Annotated in this window: 19 protein-coding genes; 6 read left to right on the top strand and 13 right to left on the bottom strand. The window is 36.5% G+C overall.

Features of this window, described 5'->3' with window-relative positions; all coding sequences use genetic code 11:
* Window positions 1–103 precede the first annotated feature (103 nt).
* Complete coding sequence (locus tag KO502_RS04040; RefSeq protein ID WP_216021278.1) at window positions 104–988, top strand: AraC family transcriptional regulator; 885 nt, start codon at window positions 104–106, stop codon at window positions 986–988.
* Window positions 989–1,165: 177 nt separating this feature from the next.
* On the opposite strand, the gene KO502_RS04045 is transcribed toward KO502_RS04040, so the two are convergent.
* Both KO502_RS04045 and KO502_RS04050 read right to left on the bottom strand, forming a co-directional pair.
* Window positions 1,166–4,219: an efflux RND transporter permease subunit gene (locus KO502_RS04045; RefSeq protein WP_216021279.1), complete on the bottom strand. Its 3,054-nt coding sequence runs from the start codon at window positions 4,217–4,219 to the stop codon at window positions 1,166–1,168.
* A 1-nt stretch (window position 4,220) separates the two neighbouring features.
* A complete protein-coding gene (locus KO502_RS04050) occupies window positions 4,221–5,279 on the bottom strand; it encodes an efflux RND transporter periplasmic adaptor subunit (RefSeq protein WP_216021280.1) in 1,059 nt (352 codons plus the stop codon).
* Between the two features lie 176 nt (window positions 5,280–5,455).
* Between KO502_RS04050 and KO502_RS04055 the strand changes: the two genes are divergently transcribed.
* Complete coding sequence (locus KO502_RS04055; RefSeq protein ID WP_216021281.1) at window positions 5,456–6,028, top strand: TetR/AcrR family transcriptional regulator; 573 nt, start codon at window positions 5,456–5,458, stop codon at window positions 6,026–6,028.
* Window positions 6,029–6,205: 177 nt separating this feature from the next.
* A complete protein-coding gene (locus KO502_RS04060; protein WP_216021282.1) occupies window positions 6,206–7,681 on the top strand; it encodes an NAD(P)/FAD-dependent oxidoreductase in 1,476 nt (491 codons plus the stop codon).
* Window positions 7,682–7,821: 140 nt separating this feature from the next.
* Here KO502_RS04060 and KO502_RS04065 read toward each other — a convergent pair whose 3' ends face one another.
* From KO502_RS04065 to KO502_RS04080, 4 genes are all read right to left on the bottom strand, one after another.
* Entirely contained in the window at window positions 7,822–8,160 is a 339-nt protein-coding gene (locus KO502_RS04065) for a DoxX family protein (protein ID WP_216021283.1), read from the bottom strand.
* Between the two features lie 70 nt (window positions 8,161–8,230).
* The gene (locus tag KO502_RS04070) at window positions 8,231–8,701 is read right to left on the bottom strand and encodes a hypothetical protein (protein ID WP_216021284.1); all 471 of its coding nucleotides are present in this window, start codon (window positions 8,699–8,701) and stop codon (window positions 8,231–8,233) included.
* 135 nt (window positions 8,702–8,836) lie between these two features.
* Entirely contained in the window at window positions 8,837–9,985 is a 1,149-nt protein-coding gene (locus KO502_RS04075) for a lipase family protein (RefSeq protein ID WP_216021285.1), read from the bottom strand.
* Window positions 9,982–10,530, bottom strand: a complete 549-nt coding sequence (locus KO502_RS04080) for a DUF6795 domain-containing protein (RefSeq protein ID WP_252730496.1) — start codon at window positions 10,528–10,530, stop codon at window positions 9,982–9,984. Before KO502_RS04080 ends, KO502_RS04075 begins: the two co-directional genes overlap by 4 nt.
* A gap of 408 nt (window positions 10,531–10,938) precedes the next feature.
* Between KO502_RS04080 and KO502_RS04085 the strand changes: the two genes are divergently transcribed.
* The gene (locus KO502_RS04085; RefSeq protein WP_216021287.1) at window positions 10,939–11,394 is read left to right on the top strand and encodes a hypothetical protein; all 456 of its coding nucleotides are present in this window, start codon (window positions 10,939–10,941) and stop codon (window positions 11,392–11,394) included.
* A 437-nt stretch (window positions 11,395–11,831) separates the two neighbouring features.
* Here the strand turns inward: KO502_RS04085 and KO502_RS04090 are convergent, their stop codons facing one another.
* Genes KO502_RS04090 through KO502_RS04100 form a run of 3 tightly spaced genes read right to left on the bottom strand, consistent with a single transcriptional unit; the run spans window position 11,832 to window position 14,054 of the window.
* Window positions 11,832–12,236: a DUF1801 domain-containing protein gene (locus KO502_RS04090; RefSeq protein WP_216021300.1), complete on the bottom strand. Its 405-nt coding sequence runs from the start codon at window positions 12,234–12,236 to the stop codon at window positions 11,832–11,834.
* A gap of 36 nt (window positions 12,237–12,272) precedes the next feature.
* Window positions 12,273–13,169 (bottom strand): MliC family protein, encoded by an 897-nt coding sequence (locus tag KO502_RS04095; protein WP_216021288.1) that lies wholly within the window; start codon window positions 13,167–13,169, stop codon window positions 12,273–12,275.
* A 48-nt stretch (window positions 13,170–13,217) separates the two neighbouring features.
* Window positions 13,218–14,054, bottom strand: a complete 837-nt coding sequence (locus KO502_RS04100; protein ID WP_252730497.1) for a LysR family transcriptional regulator — start codon at window positions 14,052–14,054, stop codon at window positions 13,218–13,220.
* Between the two features lie 234 nt (window positions 14,055–14,288).
* Between KO502_RS04100 and KO502_RS04105 the strand changes: the two genes are divergently transcribed.
* Window positions 14,289–15,491: a YbfB/YjiJ family MFS transporter gene (locus KO502_RS04105; RefSeq protein WP_252730498.1), complete on the top strand. Its 1,203-nt coding sequence runs from the start codon at window positions 14,289–14,291 to the stop codon at window positions 15,489–15,491.
* Window positions 15,492–15,628: 137 nt separating this feature from the next.
* On the opposite strand, the gene KO502_RS04110 is transcribed toward KO502_RS04105, so the two are convergent.
* A complete protein-coding gene (locus KO502_RS04110; protein WP_216021289.1) occupies window positions 15,629–16,204 on the bottom strand; it encodes a DNA-J related domain-containing protein in 576 nt (191 codons plus the stop codon).
* A gap of 93 nt (window positions 16,205–16,297) precedes the next feature.
* Window positions 16,298–16,876 carry a TetR/AcrR family transcriptional regulator gene (locus KO502_RS04115; protein WP_216021290.1) on the bottom strand — a complete coding sequence of 193 codons (579 nt, stop codon included), beginning with the start codon at window positions 16,874–16,876 and terminating at the stop codon, window positions 16,298–16,300.
* Window positions 16,877–17,057: 181 nt separating this feature from the next.
* On the opposite strand from KO502_RS04115, the gene KO502_RS04120 reads away from it, so the two are divergent.
* Entirely contained in the window at window positions 17,058–17,528 is a 471-nt protein-coding gene (locus KO502_RS04120; RefSeq protein ID WP_216021291.1) for a nuclear transport factor 2 family protein, read from the top strand.
* Between the two features lie 123 nt (window positions 17,529–17,651).
* Here KO502_RS04120 and maoP read toward each other — a convergent pair whose 3' ends face one another.
* Both maoP and KO502_RS17215 read right to left on the bottom strand, forming a co-directional pair.
* The gene (gene maoP / locus KO502_RS04125; protein ID WP_216021292.1) at window positions 17,652–18,014 is read right to left on the bottom strand and encodes a DUF413 domain-containing protein; all 363 of its coding nucleotides are present in this window, start codon (window positions 18,012–18,014) and stop codon (window positions 17,652–17,654) included.
* Window positions 18,015–18,381: 367 nt separating this feature from the next.
* Window positions 18,382–19,689 (bottom strand): PAS domain-containing methyl-accepting chemotaxis protein, encoded by a 1,308-nt coding sequence (locus tag KO502_RS17215; protein WP_216021293.1) that lies wholly within the window; start codon window positions 19,687–19,689, stop codon window positions 18,382–18,384.
* Between the last annotated feature and the right edge of the window lie 484 nt (window positions 19,690–20,173).

Genomic DNA, 20,173 nt, shown 5'->3' on the forward strand with positions numbered 1-20,173 from the left:
ATTTTTAATTGCGAATAATTCTTATTTATTGTAATTTGGTGTTTTTTACTGCGCAACTCCATATAAGGGCGAATACTCCATTTACGGTATTTTCGGGAAATAAATGATAATTAATAAAAGTTGGCAGCAAGAACATGAGGATTTTAACCAACGCTTAAATAAAACTGGTGCCAAAGCACCTTTATCACTTAGTGCCCCCAATGGTTTGTTACAGCTTGCCCATGCTAATTTTGACGCATTTGAAAAAAGTTTTGATCCCTCTTCTCGCTTAATGCTTAACTTATGTACTGCAGGTTCAGGAAAAATGGCTAGATTTTCCGACCAAGCAAATATTGAAGGTATTATTAAACCTGGCGATGTTTTAATAGCGTTACCAAATTCAAAAGCTGAAGGTTTTTTTTCTAAAATATCCATGTTAGGTATAGCTATAAATACAACTTTATTTGAAAACCTGATTGGTGAAAAAATTATTATTGAGGATTTACTTCCGGCTGCTTCAAACTTACACAGAGATCCATTATTAACAGCCACTATGACTGCAATTTGGAAGGATGCAGAAACAAACGGCTTAACCAGTGCTTTTTTCGAACATGGATTGATGGTTATTATTAATCAATTATCAAACTACCGTAAAGCTGCCCATGAACAATCTCGTACCGTAAAATCGCTTTCAACGAGTATGTTAAATCAATCATTTGATTATATAGAAAGTAAATTAGATTCGAATCTTAAAGTCTCAGCTGTTGCTAATGAAGTCGGTATCGACATTCGTTCTTTTACTCGTGCTTTCCGAGCGGCAACAGGATATGCCCCTTTTGAATATCTCACAATGCGACGAATGGAAGTTGCCAAAAACCTGTTAAATAAAGGGCATACGATTACCGATATTGCGATTCTTGTAGGTTATTCAAATCCAAGTAAATTTTCTGCCGCTTTTCGTCGAGTTAATGGTATGTCTCCCACACAGTGGCGAGCATTACTTAAATAATGTTAACTCTGGTTAACTAGAATATAAAATCACGAAAAATAAAATCTGCATAATAAAAAAGGGATAACTGTGTTATCCCTTTTTATGCTTTTATTTCATTGTTTTAGCTATATAACTTAGCGGTATAGCCTAGCTTTATGATTTTGCGTTAACCGCCTTGGTGTTATGAGTACGCTTTTAAGGCTTCACCTTTTTCACCGGAATTCTATAAAACACGCTATAAAGCACAGGCACGGCAATCATAGTAAGTACGGTTGCAAACGCTAAACCGCCCATTATAGTTACCGACATATCAGCAAAGAATGGGTCAAATATTAGCGGCATTACCCCTAAAATAGTGGTGATTGCAGCAAGAGAAACTGGTCGTAAACGACTCAAGCTCGCCTCAACAATAGCAACAGCCTTTTCTTTACCTTCCTCAATTTGCAGATCTATTTCTTCTAATAACACAATGGCATTTTTAATTAACATGCCAAATAAGCTTAAGAAACCTAGCAGTGACATAAAGCCAAATGGCATATCAGCAGCTAATAAGCCAGCAACTACACCAACCACAGCCATAGGAACAATTAACCAAATAATGATGGGCTGCCTTGCGCGACCAAAGAGTAAAACACTGATGATAAACATCACTAAAAAGCCTAATGGTAAACCTTGACCCAATGCCGCTTGTGCATCACGAGACGATTCATATTCACCACCCCATTCAAGCGCATAGCCTGGGGGTAACTCAATGGCTTCAATTAACGGTTTAACACGCGCAAAGGCTTCACCAGCAGTTTCGTCATACCCCGCCTCAGCTTTTACTGAAATGGTTCTCACCCTATCACGACGAGTAATCAATAACTCTTCGCTATGGTAATTTAACTTACCACTGACTTGTTTAAACGGAATATAAGTACGTTGACTACTACTCCATACCAAGCTGTTTTCTAAGCTAAATAGTTTATCTTTCGATTCGCTTCCATTTTCATTTTTAGCCACAATCGGATATAAATAATCGCCGTGCTGTAAATGACCGATAGTTAATCCGTCAGTATAAAATTTGATTGCATCGCTAAAGTCACTACGACTTACTCCTGCAATACCTGCAGCGTTGTCATCAAATTCAGGTGTTAATACCATGCCTTTTTCTCGCCAATCATCTCTGATATCACGAATTAGGCCATCTTCTCGTAAAATACGTTTCGCTTGGGTAGATAAATCTCGTAATATTTCAGGATCATTACCTGAGAACCTTGCTTGTATTTTTGCACCTGAGCCAGGACCAAATTGCATAACCTGAATAAAAAATTCAACATTCGGGTTACTGGCTCGTAACTGTTCAACTATTTCCTGGCTTAGTCTTGGGATATCGGTAGCATCTTTAGCACGTATCAGATATAAACCATAACTCTCATTTGGCATTTCAGGACCAAATACCAAAGTAAAACGTGCCGAGCTTTCACCAATAAAAGTTGATAATGAGTCAACACCTTCAGTTTCAAGGATGATTTTTTCACCGGCTTTCATGTGTTTAGCGGTGGCACGAATATCAGAATCTTGCATGCCCCAGTAATGTACAAAAAATACCGGCGTATTTGATGCAGGGAAAAAACCTTGTTTAATTAAGCCAAAACTTGCATAAGCACCGATGGTAATAATTATTAAAAAAGCAATAGTTAAACCGCGCCAATGTAGAGCTGTACGCAGAACACTTAAATAACCTTTATGTAAAAAAGACAGTTTCTCTTCAGTTTTTTCAGTTTGCCCAACTTTGTAAAAATATTTACCAAGTAAAGGCGTTAAGGTTACCGCCATTACCCAACTTAACATTAAGGAAATAAGTACTACGGCATAAAGCGAGAATAAGAATTCACCGGTGGCATCATCAGACAAACCAATACCTGAGAATGCAGCAATACCAATAATGGTAGCGCCAAGTAAAGGCCACTGGGTGCGTTTTACAATAAAGCTGGCTGACTCTAACGCAGACTTGCCTTTTTCCATACGCAGCATCATGCCTTCGGCAACAACAATGGCGTTATCTACCAACATCCCCATGGCAATGACCATAGCGCCTAATGAAATACGCTGTAGTTGTAAATCATAAAGCCACATGATTAATACGGTGCCAAGTACGGTAATTAATAAAGTACCACCTACTACGACACCTGAGCGCCACCCCATAAAAATACACAGGGCGATAGTTACAATGGCAACCGACATTTCTAAATTAAAAATAAAGCCGTCAACTGATTCATCAACAATTTTAGCTTGATTGTAAATAGACTCTACATGAATACCTGCAGGTAATGTTTTAAGTACTTGTGCTAGTTTTTCTTCTATCTTTCCGCCGACCTTAACAATATTGACATCCTGCTGTGCAGAAACCCCTAAAGTAATCGCTGGTTGACCATTATAGCGAATTAAGCGATTTGGAATATCTACAGGTTGCAGCGATAAATTGGCGATATCTTTGACTTTTATTGAGGCATTTTTACCTGGCAAAACAAGGGATAAGTTATTGATTTCTTCAACGCCATTGGTTGAACTTTCAACAGGAATACGAATTTGTTTGTCGCCAACATAAAGTCTACCACCAACAAAAGGTTTTAAGTTATTACTTAATACTTGGGTTAGCTCAGGAAATGAAAGACCAAGACCAGCTATTTTATAACTATCAATTTCAGCAACAATTTGCTCTTCAATTAAGCCGTCAACTTGTACTTTACCAATACCGTCAACGGTTAATAATTCACGGCGAATAATGCGCGAAAACTCTCTCATCTGGTGGGGAGTATAGTCGGGCGCGGTTAACGAGTAATAAATACCGTAAACGTCACCAAAATCATCAATGACTAATGGTGCGCTTGCCCCTAAAGGTAATGCACTTTGAATATCACCTAGTCGCTTTCTTAATTCATCCCATATTTGTGGTAATAAATAACCGTCAATAGTCGGTTTTACTTCCATTATTACACGCGAAACACCAGGCTTGCTTACTGAGTCTAATTTCTTAAGTTGCCACATTTGTTGTAATGCAGTTTCAATTTGCTCGGTGACTTCTTTTTCTACTTTTTCTGCACTGGCGCCAGGATAATAGGTAAAAATAACCGCTTGTTTGATGGTAAAAGCGGGATCTTCTAATCGGCCAATTTTATCCATGGCGATAATGCCACCAATAATAAAACAAATTGAAATGAGCCATATATTTATCGGTTTGGTTAACGAGTAACGTGCGATATCCATATTAATAATCAGCCTTATATTCTTTAACCTTTAAGCCTTCACTCATTTGATTTACTGCCGCAGAAACGATTTTTTCACCTACGTTAATGCCGTTTGCAATAATGGCGTATTCACCGCTTAAATTAACTATTTTCACTTTGACTGCGTGTACTTCTTGGTTTGTTTCATTAAATCGCCACACACTAAAACCTTGAGTTTCATTACCTACTAAAGCTTTAATTGGAATTAAAATGGCGCTACGTTGGCTACTATTGTTTTTAACTTGTACCGTTGCTCTTGAGCCTGGGTAATAAGCATCTTTCATATCGCCATCGCTAGCAAAAGTAACGCTGTAGGTTTGTGTAATTGGATTTGGCATTGTTTGATGTTCAACATAATAAATATCAAAAATGTCATTATCTCCGCCAATAATTTTTGCGGTAGCTGTTAGGTTTTTATTACCCATGTTAGAGGTCATTAAACGCTCTGGTACTTCAAAAGTGAAATACAGTTTTGATCTGTCTTGTAAACTAGCGAGTGTGTCGCCAGCAGAAATATAACTATTATTTTCAATTTGTCTTGTACCAACAATCGCATCAAATGGCGCTTTAATAGTACAGTAACTTAAGTCTTGCTCGGCATTAGCTAGTGCTAATTCAGTAATGGAATATTGAGATTTTGCATCGTCTAAAGCACTTTGTGAAGCAACATTTTTATTGAACATTTCTTTGATACGATCAAGGTTTCGTACCGCATCTTCATAACGTATTTTTGCTTCGGTTACGCGACGTTCAAAAGGGCTAGAATCAATACGCGCTAATACTTGTCCTTTTTTAACACTGCTACCTTCAACAAGGTTAGTGTAAATCAATCGTCCCGTTACCTCGAACTTTACATCAACACTTTTAACTACTGAAACCGTAGCTGGAAATTCATATTTACTAGTGATATCTACTTCTTTTGTTTGAAATAATTGTACAACCATTGGCTCGGCTACTTTTACTTCTTCTGCAGGTTTGGAGCATGCTTGCAATCCTGAAAGTAAAATGCTGGTTAGCGCTATAATAAGAATCCGATTCACGAGATCTCCAAGTTTATGTAAGTGTGTTTATGTATGTGTATATTGAAAAAATCAATAAATTAAGTTTACGCATAATAACACAAGTTTACACATTTACAATAAGTGTAAACCTGTTGCGTGAATAATAATTGTACGGTAAAATTTGCAGAATGACTTACAATAGAAGTGGAAATATAGTGCAACTTAGTTCAACAGAGAAAATTCTTAGCTCGGCAAAAGAGTGTTTTTTTCAACATGGTTATAGTGCCGCCAACATTACTATGATTGCCAAGTATGCTGATATTTCTCGGGTGACTATTCATAAACAATTTACTTCGAAAGAAATACTTTTTCGCGCTGTTGTTGAACAATACATACAGGAAAATTTGACCTTATTAGAGCAATATGCACTTTCTATAAATGACTTCTGGTCAGACACAGAAGATTTTTTATTACAGCGTTGTGGTGGGCTTTTTGATGAAATACCAAGTGCTGTTATTCGTAGTGATTTATTACATGCAGGACAAAGTTATTGCCAAGATATTATTCAAGAAAACGAATTACGCGTTAGAGAAAATATTGACCATCGTATTAGTCAAGAGCTAGCGGCAAAGCGTATGACTTTAGAACATATTAATATTTCACAACAAGAATTCTCAAGAGTAATAGAAACAGCTCCATTCGGCTTAGCTCTCTCGACATTAAATGAAGATAACAAAAGTTATGTAAAAAGTTTAATGAAGGTTTATAAAGCAGCAACAACTGTGTAATTAAAACTAAATTTAGAAAATAACACTTCGTTTAACCTATTATTCATATATCCTGTTCAGATTAACCCGCGAGTTTAACCAGCTTATACCAGTTTCTTTAATTAAGTGAGCTATTTTAGCCTGTATAAATGATCACCTAGTTTGTGAGATTGGTATTATATCGTTAGGAAATTACATTTGAAAAATACAGCTGTTAATTGGACTATTTGCCCTGAGTGCCAAGGGCAAGGGCAAAAAGTTAGACGACTTCGTAAAAAGGTAAAACTCAGTTATCAGCGTGCATTATTACATTTTGAAAAAACAGGCGGAGAGGGTGAAACACCTGTGCGTCCTAAAGGTCACCTATACGATTGTTTAAATTGTGGTGGAACAGGTTTACTACCAAGCAATACTCAAGCATTACCTGTCGCTGTTAATAATTACCCACATGTCGCGATAATTGGTGGCGGCATTGGTGGTATTGCCTTAGCTATAGCGTGTAAGCATCGCGGTATTCCTTTTACTGTATATGAGCGAGACAGCAGTTTTGATGAGCGCTCTCAAGGTTATGGACTTACCTTACAGCAAGCTAGTAAAGCTATGGCAGCGTTAGGTATTACTTCACTCGAACAAGGCATTATTTCAACCCGACATGTGGTGCACAATTCCGAAGGTAAAATAGTAGGCGAGTGGGGCATTAGGAAATGGCGACCTGAAGAGGTTAAAACCTCAGTAAAACGTCGCAACATTCACATTGCTCGCCAATCGTTACGTTTAGCATTACTTCAAGAATTAACTGAAGAGCTAGCTGAATCGCAAGGCGGTAGCAGCGCTGTGCAGTGGCAGCATCAGTTAGTTGGTATTAACCAAAAGCAACATAACAAGCCTGTCGAATTAAGTTTTAGTGTAAACGGTACACTTAAAAATGTTAAAGCAGATATTGTTGTTGGCGCAGACGGTATTCGCAGCACTGTACGAAGCTTATCACTAGGTGAATCGATAACCCCACTAAGATATTTAGGCTGTATTGTTATTTTGGGTATTTGCCCGTTAGAGGCTATTAACGAAGTAAATAGTGATTTGCTAGATTCCGCTACAGTATTTCAAACCGCTAATGGTCACGAACGTATTTATATGATGCCCTTTACCCAAGATTCCGTTATGTGGCAGTTAAGTTTTCCTATACAAGAAAGCGAAGCAAAAGCACTTAGCAGTCTTGGCTCGCTAGCGTTAAAAGAAGAAAGTATAAAGCGTTGCCAGTGGCACAATCCTATTCCACAAATACTACAAGCCACACCAACGAGTAAAATTTCAGGTTACCCTGTATATGACCGTGCCTTATTAACGCCTGAGTTATTAGCTCAACATGAAAAAATTACGTTAATTGGTGATGCGGCGCATCCGATGAGCCCGTTTAAAGGTCAAGGAGCAAACCAAGCGCTACTCGATGCACTAGCACTGGCTCGGGGTATATCAAATGGTTGTCGTCAAGCAAAGCAATGGCAAGAAAAAGGTGTAAGAGCGAGTGTGTTAACTGAGTTTGAAGCAAAAATGTTAGCGCGCAGCGCCAGTAAAGTAAAAGACTCAGCAGAAGCTGCGGAATTTTTACATTCTGAAGTAGTATTGCATGAGGGTGATGAGCCAAGAGGCCGCTGTTTAAAAACGAACAATTAACACCCCGCCACGAGTTGCTGTTACCTGACAAAGGGGAGTTCATATAGAACCAGTTAAGCAAACGGAAACGGTTGCCTAAAATGTGCAGGAAGAAGACTTAGCCAACCGTTAAATTTCTTGTTATGTGTATTCTAATACCTTTATTTATAAAGGTATGCTCGAGAAGTAAGGAGTAATCCAAAAAAGAACAAATTAACCAATGTTATTACAAAAGAATCTTTATGAACTACATGAGCTATTATTGCTGTAAGTATGAACAAAGCAACTCCAGAATATGCCCACTCTTTAACCTCAACCGGAATAGCTGGAATAACTAAAATGATAGCGGCAATAAATTTCAGGGCGGCTAATTCAAGCCTAAAGAAGTTAGGAAAGCCTAAATCTCTAACACCATCTATTGTACCCTGATGAAAAACATAACTTGCAGCACTTAATGAAAGTAAAGCTGAAACTAATATCGTTGTAACCCAGTAAATCATAGTTATTAAATAATCCGTGGAAAAATAAAATATATAGCGAATGACATGGTCTAGCTGAAATGGCTTATATCTACTTAAGCTGAAAACTATTTACATTAGACATTAATTCTTCTTTATTTACTTCCCAATCTGCTTGAGTTCCTGTAGCTGTTACCAAATATACATGACTACCTTTTTTAAAAGCTTTAGCATACCAGTGTAAACTTAAACCTTGCATCGAACCGATATATTCTAGGGATAGTAAATTATCTGTTTCTTTTATAGAAAGTATCGTGAAATCGTATTGCTTAAATTGCTCTTCAGACAACTTTCTATATTGTTTTATAGTGCCGTTGTAAGCTTGTATTTGAACATTTACATTTGGAGCAAAACCATTAAGAGGAGGTAGGAACATTTGAATTGGCTGAACCATACCTGATGTAGGGCTAGAATCTAAACTATTGATTGAAAAACCATATTTTGAAAACTCCAATTTTTCTGCATAAGCGGATGAAATCAAGATACTTGCTATTGCAAATAATACTATTTTTTTAATGAACATAAACACGAAACTCTCTTGTAAATAACAACGCCTCAGTAAGAGGCAAATTATTGCTGGCTTATAATGTTGAGGAACTAAACAGTCAACTGTAAAATTCCTATTAATTTGTTTGTTAACTGCAATATTTGCGTAAACTTAAGACACAAGCTCAATAGCCTGTTTTGCTGTGGTATATAACGTTTTTATCATTACCTCTAATACCCAACGAATAAATTTAGCACTCATCTCTTTAACCACTTGATTTCTTTTACCTGAAAACACAAGCATGTGCCCTAATAGACCTCTTAATTCTTCCGCTATTTCTTTAGATTTTACGATAGTTTCGTGTAAGCAACGTGCAAGTATATCGTAAAACGATAACCCTACACTTGCAGAAGCTTGTGCAACAATAAGCGCATATTGCCCTGTTTTCTTTAAAAATGTCACTAACGCATCCGTGATAATCTGTTGCCAACGTTGAGAAAACGAAGCATTATGGCGCTGCTCATATTTAAGCACTGTGTGTTTATAATGTTGTGTTTTAAGCGCACTACCCATACTACTGTAATCGTTATAAGCTGCTACCGTATTGATATAACCTGGCGTTGCTTCATTCATTGAATGAGCACCTAGACTAAAAAAAGCACCACCATTCATTGCGGTTTGATATTCACCTACGGTATGAGTAAACGGCCAAACGGGTACATTTGGTACGGGATCTGCGCCATGAGTAACACGATAATGTTCTATATTAGTAGATGCTCTATGTGCTGAGTTTTGAAGTACAACACGTGGTGCGCCAAACGTATACAGTTTAGTTGCCAAGCCACGTTCACTTGCCCAAATAGCGGTTAATTCAGCAATTGCCCCACCTAAACTATGACCCACGATATGTAAACAACGGGGGTTATGTTGTGTTACGTATTGGTTAAACGAAGATTGCATGCTGTTAAAAGCTTTTTGAAAACCTGAATGCACTTCAAGGCTTTTAGGGCCAAGTGTTACTGCGATATTAGCGTTCGTTAACCAATCGGCAAATGAGGTAAACTTAGTACCTCGAATACCAATAATATGATGATTTTTAAATTGTGGAGAAGTGCCTTGAGCAGTTAACGCAAAGCCGGTACTACGATTTAGCACTTGGTTGATTAAACCGCCACTAATGCCTTGTATTTGGCTGTTAGTGATTTTGAAATTTCTATCAAAATCTACATGAAAATCGCCATTAAAACCGTTTGATTTTCTAATGTCATACACTTTGTCAGCAACGCTAGCTGCTGTGCTTGGTGATATATTTTTATTCATAGTTTGACTTCCTTGCCTGTAAACCGTTCTGTTAATTTATTAAAATCGCCATCGTGAATTTCATATTTTTTTTCATTTCCTTCAAAAAGCCATATAGGTATATAATCATCCTTCCAACGGCAAATACTTGAAGCCATATGATCAAGATGTTCGTTATAATTGTTTTTAAATCCAAAGCTCACTCGTTTATTAGTTAATTCACAGTTTAAAAAACTCAATTTCTTTGTGTATTCAGGTACTTCTTTATAACCACGTTGATTAGCTACCCAAAATGGGATAAGTGTACCTTCACGATCAATAAATATTTCTTGCGAAACACTGCTATGAGATAAAGGTTTACTCGGAATAGATGAACGTATGCTTTTTTTCGGAAAATGAAAATGCCCTTGCTCATCAGTAATAGCAATATCACGATGTACTTTTTCGTCGGTGTATATTAACTTTCGAATAACCTCAAGATTAACAACTGGCTTACCGTTCTCGGTTACTACGCCGTTCACTTCTGAACTTAAAAATACGTCTTGTTTTTTAAACCAACCAAACATATCAACTCCTTGGCTTATTATTGGGAACATGAGTGCACATGAAATAACTAAGAATAAAAAGGAACGAAAACGAAGAGGTGAAAAAAGGCGTTTCTTACGCTTAATCATTAGCTGTCCTTGCTGAATTATTTTTTGTGATTTTATCTGATAGATAAAATGAAGTAAATACTACGAAGTGTTTTCGAAAATACAGGTTATCAGAAACCATTTGCAGCTAACGCCCTCTTAAGAGGCATTTATAAGCCCGTCATTGATCTCTTAACTAATTGTCGTTATTATTTGCCTAGGTTTATTAGACGCCTCCTCGCGAAAACGAAAGTACTAACATTTATAATTTATGCATTGTTAACTAAATAGTTTACATGTCATCTCAGACCCAAGCGAGTAGGTCTATTTTAAGGAGAAGATATGTCTATTAACATTTCAGCTAATATCTCAACCAACACCAACTTTTCAACAAGTACTGATGCCATTGAATTTTTGCTCAAAAAAGCTAAAAAAATTCATCGCCAAGCTCAGTCAACTTCTGCTGTTAATTCGCTGCCGATTTTACGGCGTTTAATCTCAAATAATGTTCTAAGTAATATAAGTTTAGTTGCGCTTAATAAACAAAAAGCGTTGGTACAACGAAAGCATATATTGCAACTGTTTGCATTTGAAGCAGGATTTAATGAATGGGGTAAATACCGCCAATTTTTAGCAACAGAAAATAATTGGCAATCGGACAACTACCTACTTGCTTTAACGCATAATAGTTACCCAAACTTGTGGTTTTCTACGTTAGCACAAGCGGTAGAATATGCTAAAGAAAATGGTGGTAAAGCTTTGAAAATAGGTACACAAGCAATGGTTGTTGTTGAATAAACTAGGCTCATTTGTATTATTTAAAGGTCAAAGAGCAAAAATTAAAAGCCAATCATATAAAGTGGCTGGCTTTTTTATCGGGTAATTATTGCATTGATAAATGCCCTTATGGATTTTATATAAATAGTTAGGGTTGAGCACAAATCGGTCGTAAATTTAAAATTGTGATTCCTCCACCTAACGATCACTTTGATACGAAAGCGGACGTTAGCTTTCTTATCGAAGAACTATAGGTTCGGCATAGGCACCTTATCTTTAGTTAGATTTTGGTGTCCGTTTTATCGAGGGAAGATCAGGTTTGGATTTATCAAACAGTAAAGCTACATGCAATTAAGTGACATTATTAGATGTAAATCTCTGGCGAAAGTAATGCAGTTGAGTGGTTAAACTCAATATAATTACCTAAATTGTTGAGTCTATTTTTAACTAAAATATAACTAAGCGCCAAGCAAGTTTAAATGTTTTAGTTTTTTATATCGTAATGACATAGAGATACAATGAATTAATGCTTCTAGGGGAATATCTTCATTTATTTTCAGAACAATGGCTCGATTTCCTTCATAGATAAAAGTATCGCCGTATATTTCTTTAAAAGTATCAACCAAAGAAGTTTTACAATTAAAGTAAATACAAAATTGTTCAGGGTGTTTAACTTTCCAGTCAAAGCGAATAGTACTACCAATTTTGGACACGTAACTCGGCTCGCCCCATTTAAGGGTTTCTGTTATATCTAAAATACCTTCCTGTTTGGCGACACTAAAAATAAGATCACGAATACTTTCCAATAAAATACGAATGTTTTCTGGATAAGCTTCAAATTTTTGTTTTACGCTCAAATCCATTGGAAAACTCATACGTTACTCGATGATATTAATTGCTTAAAGGGCTTTTTTACAATGTAGTTTAGGAGCTTTATATCCCCAAGTTACCATCGCTTCTCCTTGGTGTTCCCAAAAGGTTTCATTACGTCCTTGATATTTGCTACCACTGGCGCTGGGCTGAATATACATAAGTGCAATACTGTCACCGCGCTCGGCAATTAAAGTGGCAGGGTTTGTTTCAAAAAAGGTAACTACAATCTCATTATTTGTATCGTTTTCACAAGTAAAAGTTACTGGCTCGCTATGTGGCGCTAATTTATATTGTGCTTGTAAATTCGCAATGCGGTGCAGATATTCGGTGTTAATACATTCGGATTTATTATCGTTTTTCCAACATTCATTACGGCCTTTTATCCAACCTCTTTGTGTTGCTTCAAGTGTCGCTTTAGTCTCGGCTGAAATATTAAGCGCCTCGCGGTAAGTAATTGCCAGTTGATTGTCTAACGTAGCTAATTCATTACTTTCACATATTATTTCTTCCACACTGTTAATGTTAGTGTGATCACAAACAAAGCTAGGCTTAACCTGTTGAGAGAGGCTATTAGTTGTGCTGTCTGTAGTTTGTTGTTGCACAAGATCTTCGATATAAACACACCAAGCATTGCTATTACGATCTGGAATTTTAGCCTCGCCGCGAACCCCTAATTTGAATTCAATCACTGATTGCCATTCATCTGAGCCAATATCAGGGCCATGTCCTGCGCCATCGCCAGTAATAACTTTTTGGTCGATATTATGCTGCCATGTGCTAGAGCAAACTTCAGTTATAACTTGAATTTCAGATGATTTGGTATTTTCAGTTAATTCTTGATTAGCGTTATCAAGTGATTTAGTTACTGTAGTCGCGGCCCAAAAAGCCACGATGATTGTTAGTATGAATAAAACCTTGTTCATGGGCTATTCCTTAATATTTTTAGCATTGTCAGGCCGCTAAACGGTTGCTTATTGAGTAAGTAACTTGGCGAGTGTTAAAATGCCTGACTCTAATGGACAACCTTTACGATAAACGATAGATAGCTGTATATGTTTAGATCCATGCTTGACAGGGGTCATCATTAGTGATTTTTCATATCGGCTGCCAGTCACCATATTTTCACCAATAATGGTATAGCCTAATCCTGCTGCAACACAACCTAAAATTCCATCAGCACTACTCATTATCATGAGCTCATCGTTTTCACGGCCAGAATTTTGTTGCCAATGTAGTGCATGTTTTCTGTAGCCGCAGCCTTCATCTCGTACAAAAATTACGGGAGTATAATCATTGTCAAGCGGGGTCACCATCACTAATTCTTCTTTTAATATCGGTAACACAACAAGGTTCTCATTATTTGCAACAGAACCTATGGCGGCGCAATCAACCTTATTGTTTAAGACGGCATGCACCAGTTTTTCACTGGTATCAGTGTAAATTCTAGTTCGAATATGACCGTAATTTTGCTTTAACTGTTTGAGTGCCAAGGGCATATGAACCGCGGCAAATGTTTCAGGCATACCCACCATTAATTCGTAGCTACCTTTATTACTTAGAATGGCCGATGTCGCTTGGTATTCCAGTTGGAGAATTTTATCGGCATATTCATATAACTGCTGTCCGCTTGTTGTTAATTGTAGCTTTCGGCCAATTAAATTAAATAGTTTAGTATTTAGTTCTTTTTCTAATTTTTTAATTCGGTTAGTGATATTAGATTGAACCGTATGTAACTTATCGGCAGCACCTTTAATGCCTTCTTCATCAACAACTGCTTTAAATGTTTTAAGTGTCAAAATTTCCATCATTAGCGCTCTTAATATATTTACTTGAATCAATCTTGAATTGTATTAACTTAGCTTTTATAAATTAGTTCTTATAATGAGAAGTTTAAATTCTAAATAATTCAATTTTTAAGGTTGTCAGAACAAGGTAACCTTTATCTATAAACAAGTTAATAAAAACTTACTAAATAGAATTAATAAACATCTGAATTTACACACCTGAATTCAAGAAATTAAATAATAAGGCGATAGATAATAATGGAGTTAACAAGAGCGCGCGTATATTTTGCAGGTATCTGTAGTGTTATTGTAACTGTTGGCGTGGCTCGTTTTTCCTATAGTTTGTTATTACCTATAATGCAGGAACATGCTGGTTTAACGGAATCGGGTGGTGGTTGGTTAGCAACCACAAACTTTATGGGTTACATGTTTGGCGTGTTTCTAGCTGCTAGTATTCACAACCTAAACTACAAATACAATTTTCATCGAGCTTATCTTATATTAAGTGTTGTTACGTCCATAGCAATGGTAATGACAACTGATATGCTCGTTTGGGCGATACTTCGTTTTCTGGCTGGAGTTTGCGCTTCTGGCGGATTTATTATTGCCTCAGGGCTCATATTAAAATGGCTCGTTAGAAAAAAATATCGGGCTGAACTAGGTATCCACTTCGCTGGCGCAGGCTTAAGTATTGTACTTACCTCATTACTGGTTGAAGCTATGTTAATAGTATCAGCCGATTGGCAGCAACAGTGGTTAGCTTTAGCTGTTATGGCGATGATATTTGCCATCCCTGCATGGTTATGGATGCCGCACCCTTCTCGTCATGGTCAAGTGAGTGTAACCGCTAAAGATAACCCACCTAGTAAAGCTTTTACTTTACTAATGATGATCGCTTATTTTTGTTCGGGTTATGGTTATGTGGTTAGTTCTACGTTTATTGTTGATATTGTTGAGGGGGTTGAAAGCCTGCAAGGGTTAGGTGGTTTTTCGTTTTTATTAATTGGTTTAGCGGCGACCCCTGCGCCACTTATATGGGATATAATCGCCCGCAGAATGGGTTATGTAAAAGCTTTGATAGCAGCCTATATTTTAATGGCGATAGGTATTATTTTACCCGCGTTAAATAACTCGTTACCTGTTATTATTTTAAGCGTGCTTTTATTTGGCGGAACATTTATAGCCTGTGTTAGTTTAGTATTAACGATGGCAGGGAAGTTTTATCCAAGCAATCCTGCTAAGTTTATGGGCACTATGACCTTAGCTTATGGTGCAGCACAAATTATCGGGCCTGTACCGACAGGATATCTTGCTGAAGCTTATGGAAACTATGATATGGGCTTGTATGTGTCTACGGCTATGGTAATGGTTGGAGTATTATTTTTATTTGCTTTGCTAAGTTTGGAAAAAAAAGCATCGAAAACAAAGGTATTTAACAAGAAAGCGTCATTAGCTTTATAAGTTGCAGTTATAAGTTGCAGTTATAAGTTAACTGGTGAGTTTAACTTTTTCAGTTGTCGAATAAACATAAATAATATGCACTTTGATAACTATTCACTATGGTAACTATGCGCTTTGAGAACTATTCACTTTGCTAACTATGCCCTTTGGTAGTTAACACTTAATACTTCATAGGCTTCACGTATGGCGATAAAGTCTTCTGTATTGCCACCTTTGTCAGGGTGGCAAATAGCTATTTTTTTTAAGTAGGCTTGTCGTACTTCAGTCCAAGTAACATCTAATGTTAACTCTAACGATGCTAAAGCCGACTCTGTTTTATCAACCGCATTGTATCTTTTCCAAAAACTAGCAAACAATTCATCTACCTCTTCGGCTGTTACATTATTTAAATTTCCCCAATCTAAGTAGTAATCACCAAGATCGCTGTCACGTGAAGTAAGTGCATATTCAATATCACTATTATTTGTAGTAAGGGTTATTTGCATAGGAAAAATATTAAGTAAAAAGCCTTCACTTTGTATATCGCGTTGAATTTGATACAGCGCATTCATGATCAAAAAATTCTTTTGAAAAAGCGCTATTTGAGGTTCAACATCTTCACCTATGAGAGAAGCTAAGTCGGACTGACAAAGATCGACCAAATCAAGCAATGAACAAGCACATTTTTGTTGTTTTAAGTAGCCCAGTATCGGAATAATTAAAGGGTTAGCCATTGCTGTCGTCCTCCTAGGTAATTTGCTTTATGGATTATAGGCATACAGGTTTACCGTTTTACTATCACTTTATTGTAGCTAATTTTAGTGTGATTAAATTTTATCTATAAAAGCGGTTGCTAAAGGTTTTGCTGTTATCGCTGCCTGCTTGTCACCCATTACATGTGCACAATTAATACAGCCTTCTTTTAGTAACATTAATAAGGCTGTTAAACTATCACGCTGTACTTTATCTTTAATTAGCGGTTGTAGCTTTTTTTCAAATAATTTTTTTATGTGTATTTTATGCTGCATGCATAATTGTTTAATTTCGCTAGTATGTTCCCCATATTCTGCCGCGGTATTTACAAAAAAACAGCCTTTAAATTCACCTAACTCTATAGCTCTGTCGTTTATCCAGTCATCTAGTGCATTAAATAGATGCTCAACAAATACAGCTAATGAACTATTGTCGTGACATCTTTGGGTAAACCACGTTATAAAGCGTTGATCACGCTCTATAATGCAAGCCTGAATTAACGCTTCTTTACTGGCAAAGTGGTTATATAGCGTTTTTTTGGCTACACCTGATTGCGCTAAGACTTCATTAATACCGACCGCATGAATGCCTTTCGCATAAAATAATGCTAAGGCATTTTCAACTAACTGCTGACGCTTATCTATTTGTTTCATAAATATTATTACGTATTTTTCAATTTTTTGATAATAGACTTTTTTATTATTTACTCTGTTATTTAGCAGAGGATAAATAAAAATATTGCACAAGTATACCGATCTGTCTATTATAACTCAACAGGGTATACAGGTCTGTCTACCTTATTGAGTTTTTATTGTATTTACTATAGGAGTATTTATGGAAAGCATACGCCCACCTTTACCACCGTTTACTGTACAAAGTGCGGTAGAAAAAGTTCGAGCAGCAGAAAATGGCTGGAACAATAAAGATCCACAGAAAGTGTCTTTAGCTTATACCGAGGATAGTCAATGGCGCAATCGCTCTAGCTTTGTTAATGGCCGAGATGAAATCGTTGCGTTTTTAACGGATAAATGGCAAAAAGAAATAGACTATAAACTGATTAAAGAGCTTTGGGCATTTACCGATAATCGCATTGCCGTTCGTTACGCTTATGAATATCAAAATACAGAAGGGCAGTGGTTTAGAGCTTATGGCAATGAAAACTGGGAATTTGATCAAGCAGGCTTAATGAAAAATCGCTATGCTTGTATTAACGATTTAGCTATTAAAGAACAAGACCGTTTATTTACTTGGCAAGGTAATACCCGGCCAATTGATTTTCCGAGCTTGTCTGAATTAGGCTTATAACAGAGTAAAGGTGTGAGTTGATACCTAAAAGAACTACCAGTAATGGAAATAGTAATGGCATCACTATAAGTGGACAGAAATATAACTCTGTCCACTTATATCAAAATAATCAAAATAATTATTTTACATACTAAGCGATGCTTCAGTAGCGTTTATGTCAGCTTCTGTAACTTCATTTGAATGAAGTCGTTCACTGAAATTAAAGCCATGAAACACTTTACTTTTTTGTGTGGCATTTAAATATTTTTGCCACAATTTTACGGAATAAAGCTCACTTGTTTCTGGGCTATTCAAATCCATAATGAATTGTTGTTCTTCAGCATTTATTGGTGTTAGCAAACCTAATTGCAAGTTTTGAAAGGTAGTTCCGTATGTGGTTAATTCAAGCGACTCTCTTTTGTTAAAGTAGCTAGATCTTGCTAGACCAAAAGGGAATTCACTTTCAGCATAAAATGGTGTTACACCTACTCTAATTGACGTTTCCATAGTTTACTCCTTTGAAAAATCATGTTTTAAACCCTAATCACGCTATGACTTTATAGGGAAAGTATTACTTTAATATGACAAAATGGGTGTTTATTAATATGTTTTCGGTGTTTCATTTTCATGTCTAAATATATTTCTACATTGATGAAATTAACAGCGAGAAATAATTATCGAGAAGAGAATTATTTTTTATTGAAGTGGCTACAAAGAGAAGAGAAAAATTTAAAAATCAGCTAGAAAGAGATTTGAAGAACTTTAAAAAAGGAATGAAGACGCGGATAATAAAGCTTACACGGCTAACGGTAGTATTAAGTTTATCATTAGCCGTGTAATGTCTTTTGAATGACTGAAGTTAGACTTTAACTTGTTATAAATTCTTATTAAATTGAGCTATGGCGTCAACCACTTCTTTAGCGCCAACTTGTATCTCACTCATAACATCACCTGCGTCATTAGACAGTTGTAAAGCTTTATCAGCTTCAACCATGCTTTCTTCAATAAGTGTTACGGCATTTTTGGTCAATTGCTTGTTTTCTCCAACCACGCTAATGATTTCTTCTGTGGCGGTACTTGTTCTTGATGCAAGCTCTCTTACTTCATCAGCAACAACGGCAAAACCTCGGCCTTGCTCGCCGGCTCTAGCAGCTTCAATAGCGGCATTAAGTGCAAGTAAATTAGTTTGGTCGGCAATGCCACGAATACTTTCAACCAGTTGTGCTACTTTTTGTGATTGTGTGTCTAATTCAAATATACCTTTACTTGCATCACCCATTTTATTTGAAAGCTGCCCCATAGTTTCAATGGTGGATTCTATTACTTTAATCGCGTTTAAGGTGCCTTCGCCGGTTCGCTGTGATACTTCTTGAGCAATTTCAGACGTTGCTGACATTGCCATTTCTCTATTTATTTGCTCAGTGATCACAGTGGCAAACTTAACCACTTTATATAACTTACCGTTATCGTCGTGAATTGGATTATATGATGCTTCAAGCCATACAAGCTCACCATTGCTATCAATTCGTTTGAATCGTTCAGAAACAAATTTCCCTGATCTTAATTTCTCCCAAAAATTTTTATATGCTTGTGATTTTGCATCAACAGGGTCACAAAAAATACTATGGTGTTTGCCTAAAATTTGACTAAGTGAATAACCCATGCCATTAAGGAAATTATCATTGGCCGTTAATATAGTACCGTCTAAGCTAAATTCAATTACCGCAGATGAACGAGTTAACGCGGCAAGCATATCTTTATGCTCTCGAGACTCTGAAATTGTCTTGGTCAATTCAGTTGAGTAAACAGATAGTGTTGAAGGGGGATTATTTGTTGGCTGGATAATGGTGCGATACCAAACATTGTTGCCGTTTTTAGTGTGTAATTGCAGGGCGCCATGCCAATGTACGTTTTTATTAATAGCGGTTAACATTCTTTGGCAAAGATCATTTTTTAATGCACTATTAGGAATGAAATCTCGAATATTTTTATTAATTACTTCTTGTTCGCTGTACTCTATTGATTTTAAAAAGAGGGAGTTAACTTCAATAATATCCCCTTTGGGATTTAATAAAAAGTAAGACATTTCTTCTCTAAGGTCGTTTTTAATATCCTCAAATATTGCGAGTTCTTTTTCTAACTTAGTAATTTTTTCTATCAGCTTACTTTTTCCAAAAAACATATTATTTTCCTTAACAATTTAAAATTTATTAGCGTTATCTTACTGATATATAGGCATGAAAACTGCTTTATCTGTCAAGTGTAGAAGATAGATTGTTAATCTTCCATTTTTATCACGAGTGATTATGTGTAACATTAAAGATGAAAATTTAGATGTTAATAAATGACGATTGTAAGCCTCTAGTCATTAAATTAAATTATTTATAAACAATTGTAAATTTATACCCGCTCCACTTGAAGATGCAGGATTCAGCTGGAATTAGAAACGCCTTTAGGCAAGGCATTGATTGTAGAGAATGGTTGTTCATTCTCAAAATCAATAACGCGGCATAAAGCGTTTCTAAACCAGCCCTTGGGGAAGACTGAGCAAATCATACCCTGCGTTACATTTCTTTTTAAGGGAACAACCCTTGATACAAAAAGGTGCCTTGGTTATGAATCGCTCAGGCTTCCTGAAACGAGCATCTTCAAGTGGAACGGGTATA

It is taken from the genome of Colwellia sp. E2M01 (assembly GCF_018860585.1).
In the GTDB taxonomy this organism is placed as follows: Bacteria; Pseudomonadota; Gammaproteobacteria; order Enterobacterales; family Alteromonadaceae; genus Colwellia.

Coding starts and splice junctions, on each gene's coding strand:
- KO502_RS04120 (WP_216021291.1), top strand. CDS start 17,058: ATGGAAAGCATACGCCCACCTTTACCACCGTTTACTGTACAAAGTGCG.
- KO502_RS04080 (WP_252730496.1), bottom strand. CDS start 10,530: ATGTTTGGTTGGTTTAAAAAACAAGACGTATTTTTAAGTTCAGAAGTG.
- KO502_RS04110 (WP_216021289.1), bottom strand. CDS start 16,204: ATGGCTAACCCTTTAATTATTCCGATACTGGGCTACTTAAAACAACAA.
- KO502_RS04065 (WP_216021283.1), bottom strand. CDS start 8,160: ATGATTTACTGGGTTACAACGATATTAGTTTCAGCTTTACTTTCATTA.
- KO502_RS04095 (WP_216021288.1), bottom strand. CDS start 13,169: ATGAACAAGGTTTTATTCATACTAACAATCATCGTGGCTTTTTGGGCC.
- KO502_RS04045 (WP_216021279.1), bottom strand. CDS start 4,219: ATGGATATCGCACGTTACTCGTTAACCAAACCGATAAATATATGGCTC.
- KO502_RS04075 (WP_216021285.1), bottom strand. CDS start 9,985: ATGAATAAAAATATATCACCAAGCACAGCAGCTAGCGTTGCTGACAAA.
- KO502_RS04090 (WP_216021300.1), bottom strand. CDS start 12,236: ATGGATTTGAGCGTAAAACAAAAATTTGAAGCTTATCCAGAAAACATT.
- KO502_RS04070 (WP_216021284.1), bottom strand. CDS start 8,701: ATGTTCATTAAAAAAATAGTATTATTTGCAATAGCAAGTATCTTGATT.
- KO502_RS17215 (WP_216021293.1), bottom strand. CDS start 19,689: ATGTTTTTTGGAAAAAGTAAGCTGATAGAAAAAATTACTAAGTTAGAA.
- KO502_RS04115 (WP_216021290.1), bottom strand. CDS start 16,876: ATGAAACAAATAGATAAGCGTCAGCAGTTAGTTGAAAATGCCTTAGCA.
- KO502_RS04100 (WP_252730497.1), bottom strand. CDS start 14,054: ATGATGGAAATTTTGACACTTAAAACATTTAAAGCAGTTGTTGATGAA.
- KO502_RS04040 (WP_216021278.1), top strand. CDS start 104: ATGATAATTAATAAAAGTTGGCAGCAAGAACATGAGGATTTTAACCAA.
- KO502_RS04085 (WP_216021287.1), top strand. CDS start 10,939: ATGTCTATTAACATTTCAGCTAATATCTCAACCAACACCAACTTTTCA.
- maoP (WP_216021292.1), bottom strand. CDS start 18,014: ATGGAAACGTCAATTAGAGTAGGTGTAACACCATTTTATGCTGAAAGT.
- KO502_RS04105 (WP_252730498.1), top strand. CDS start 14,289: ATGGAGTTAACAAGAGCGCGCGTATATTTTGCAGGTATCTGTAGTGTT.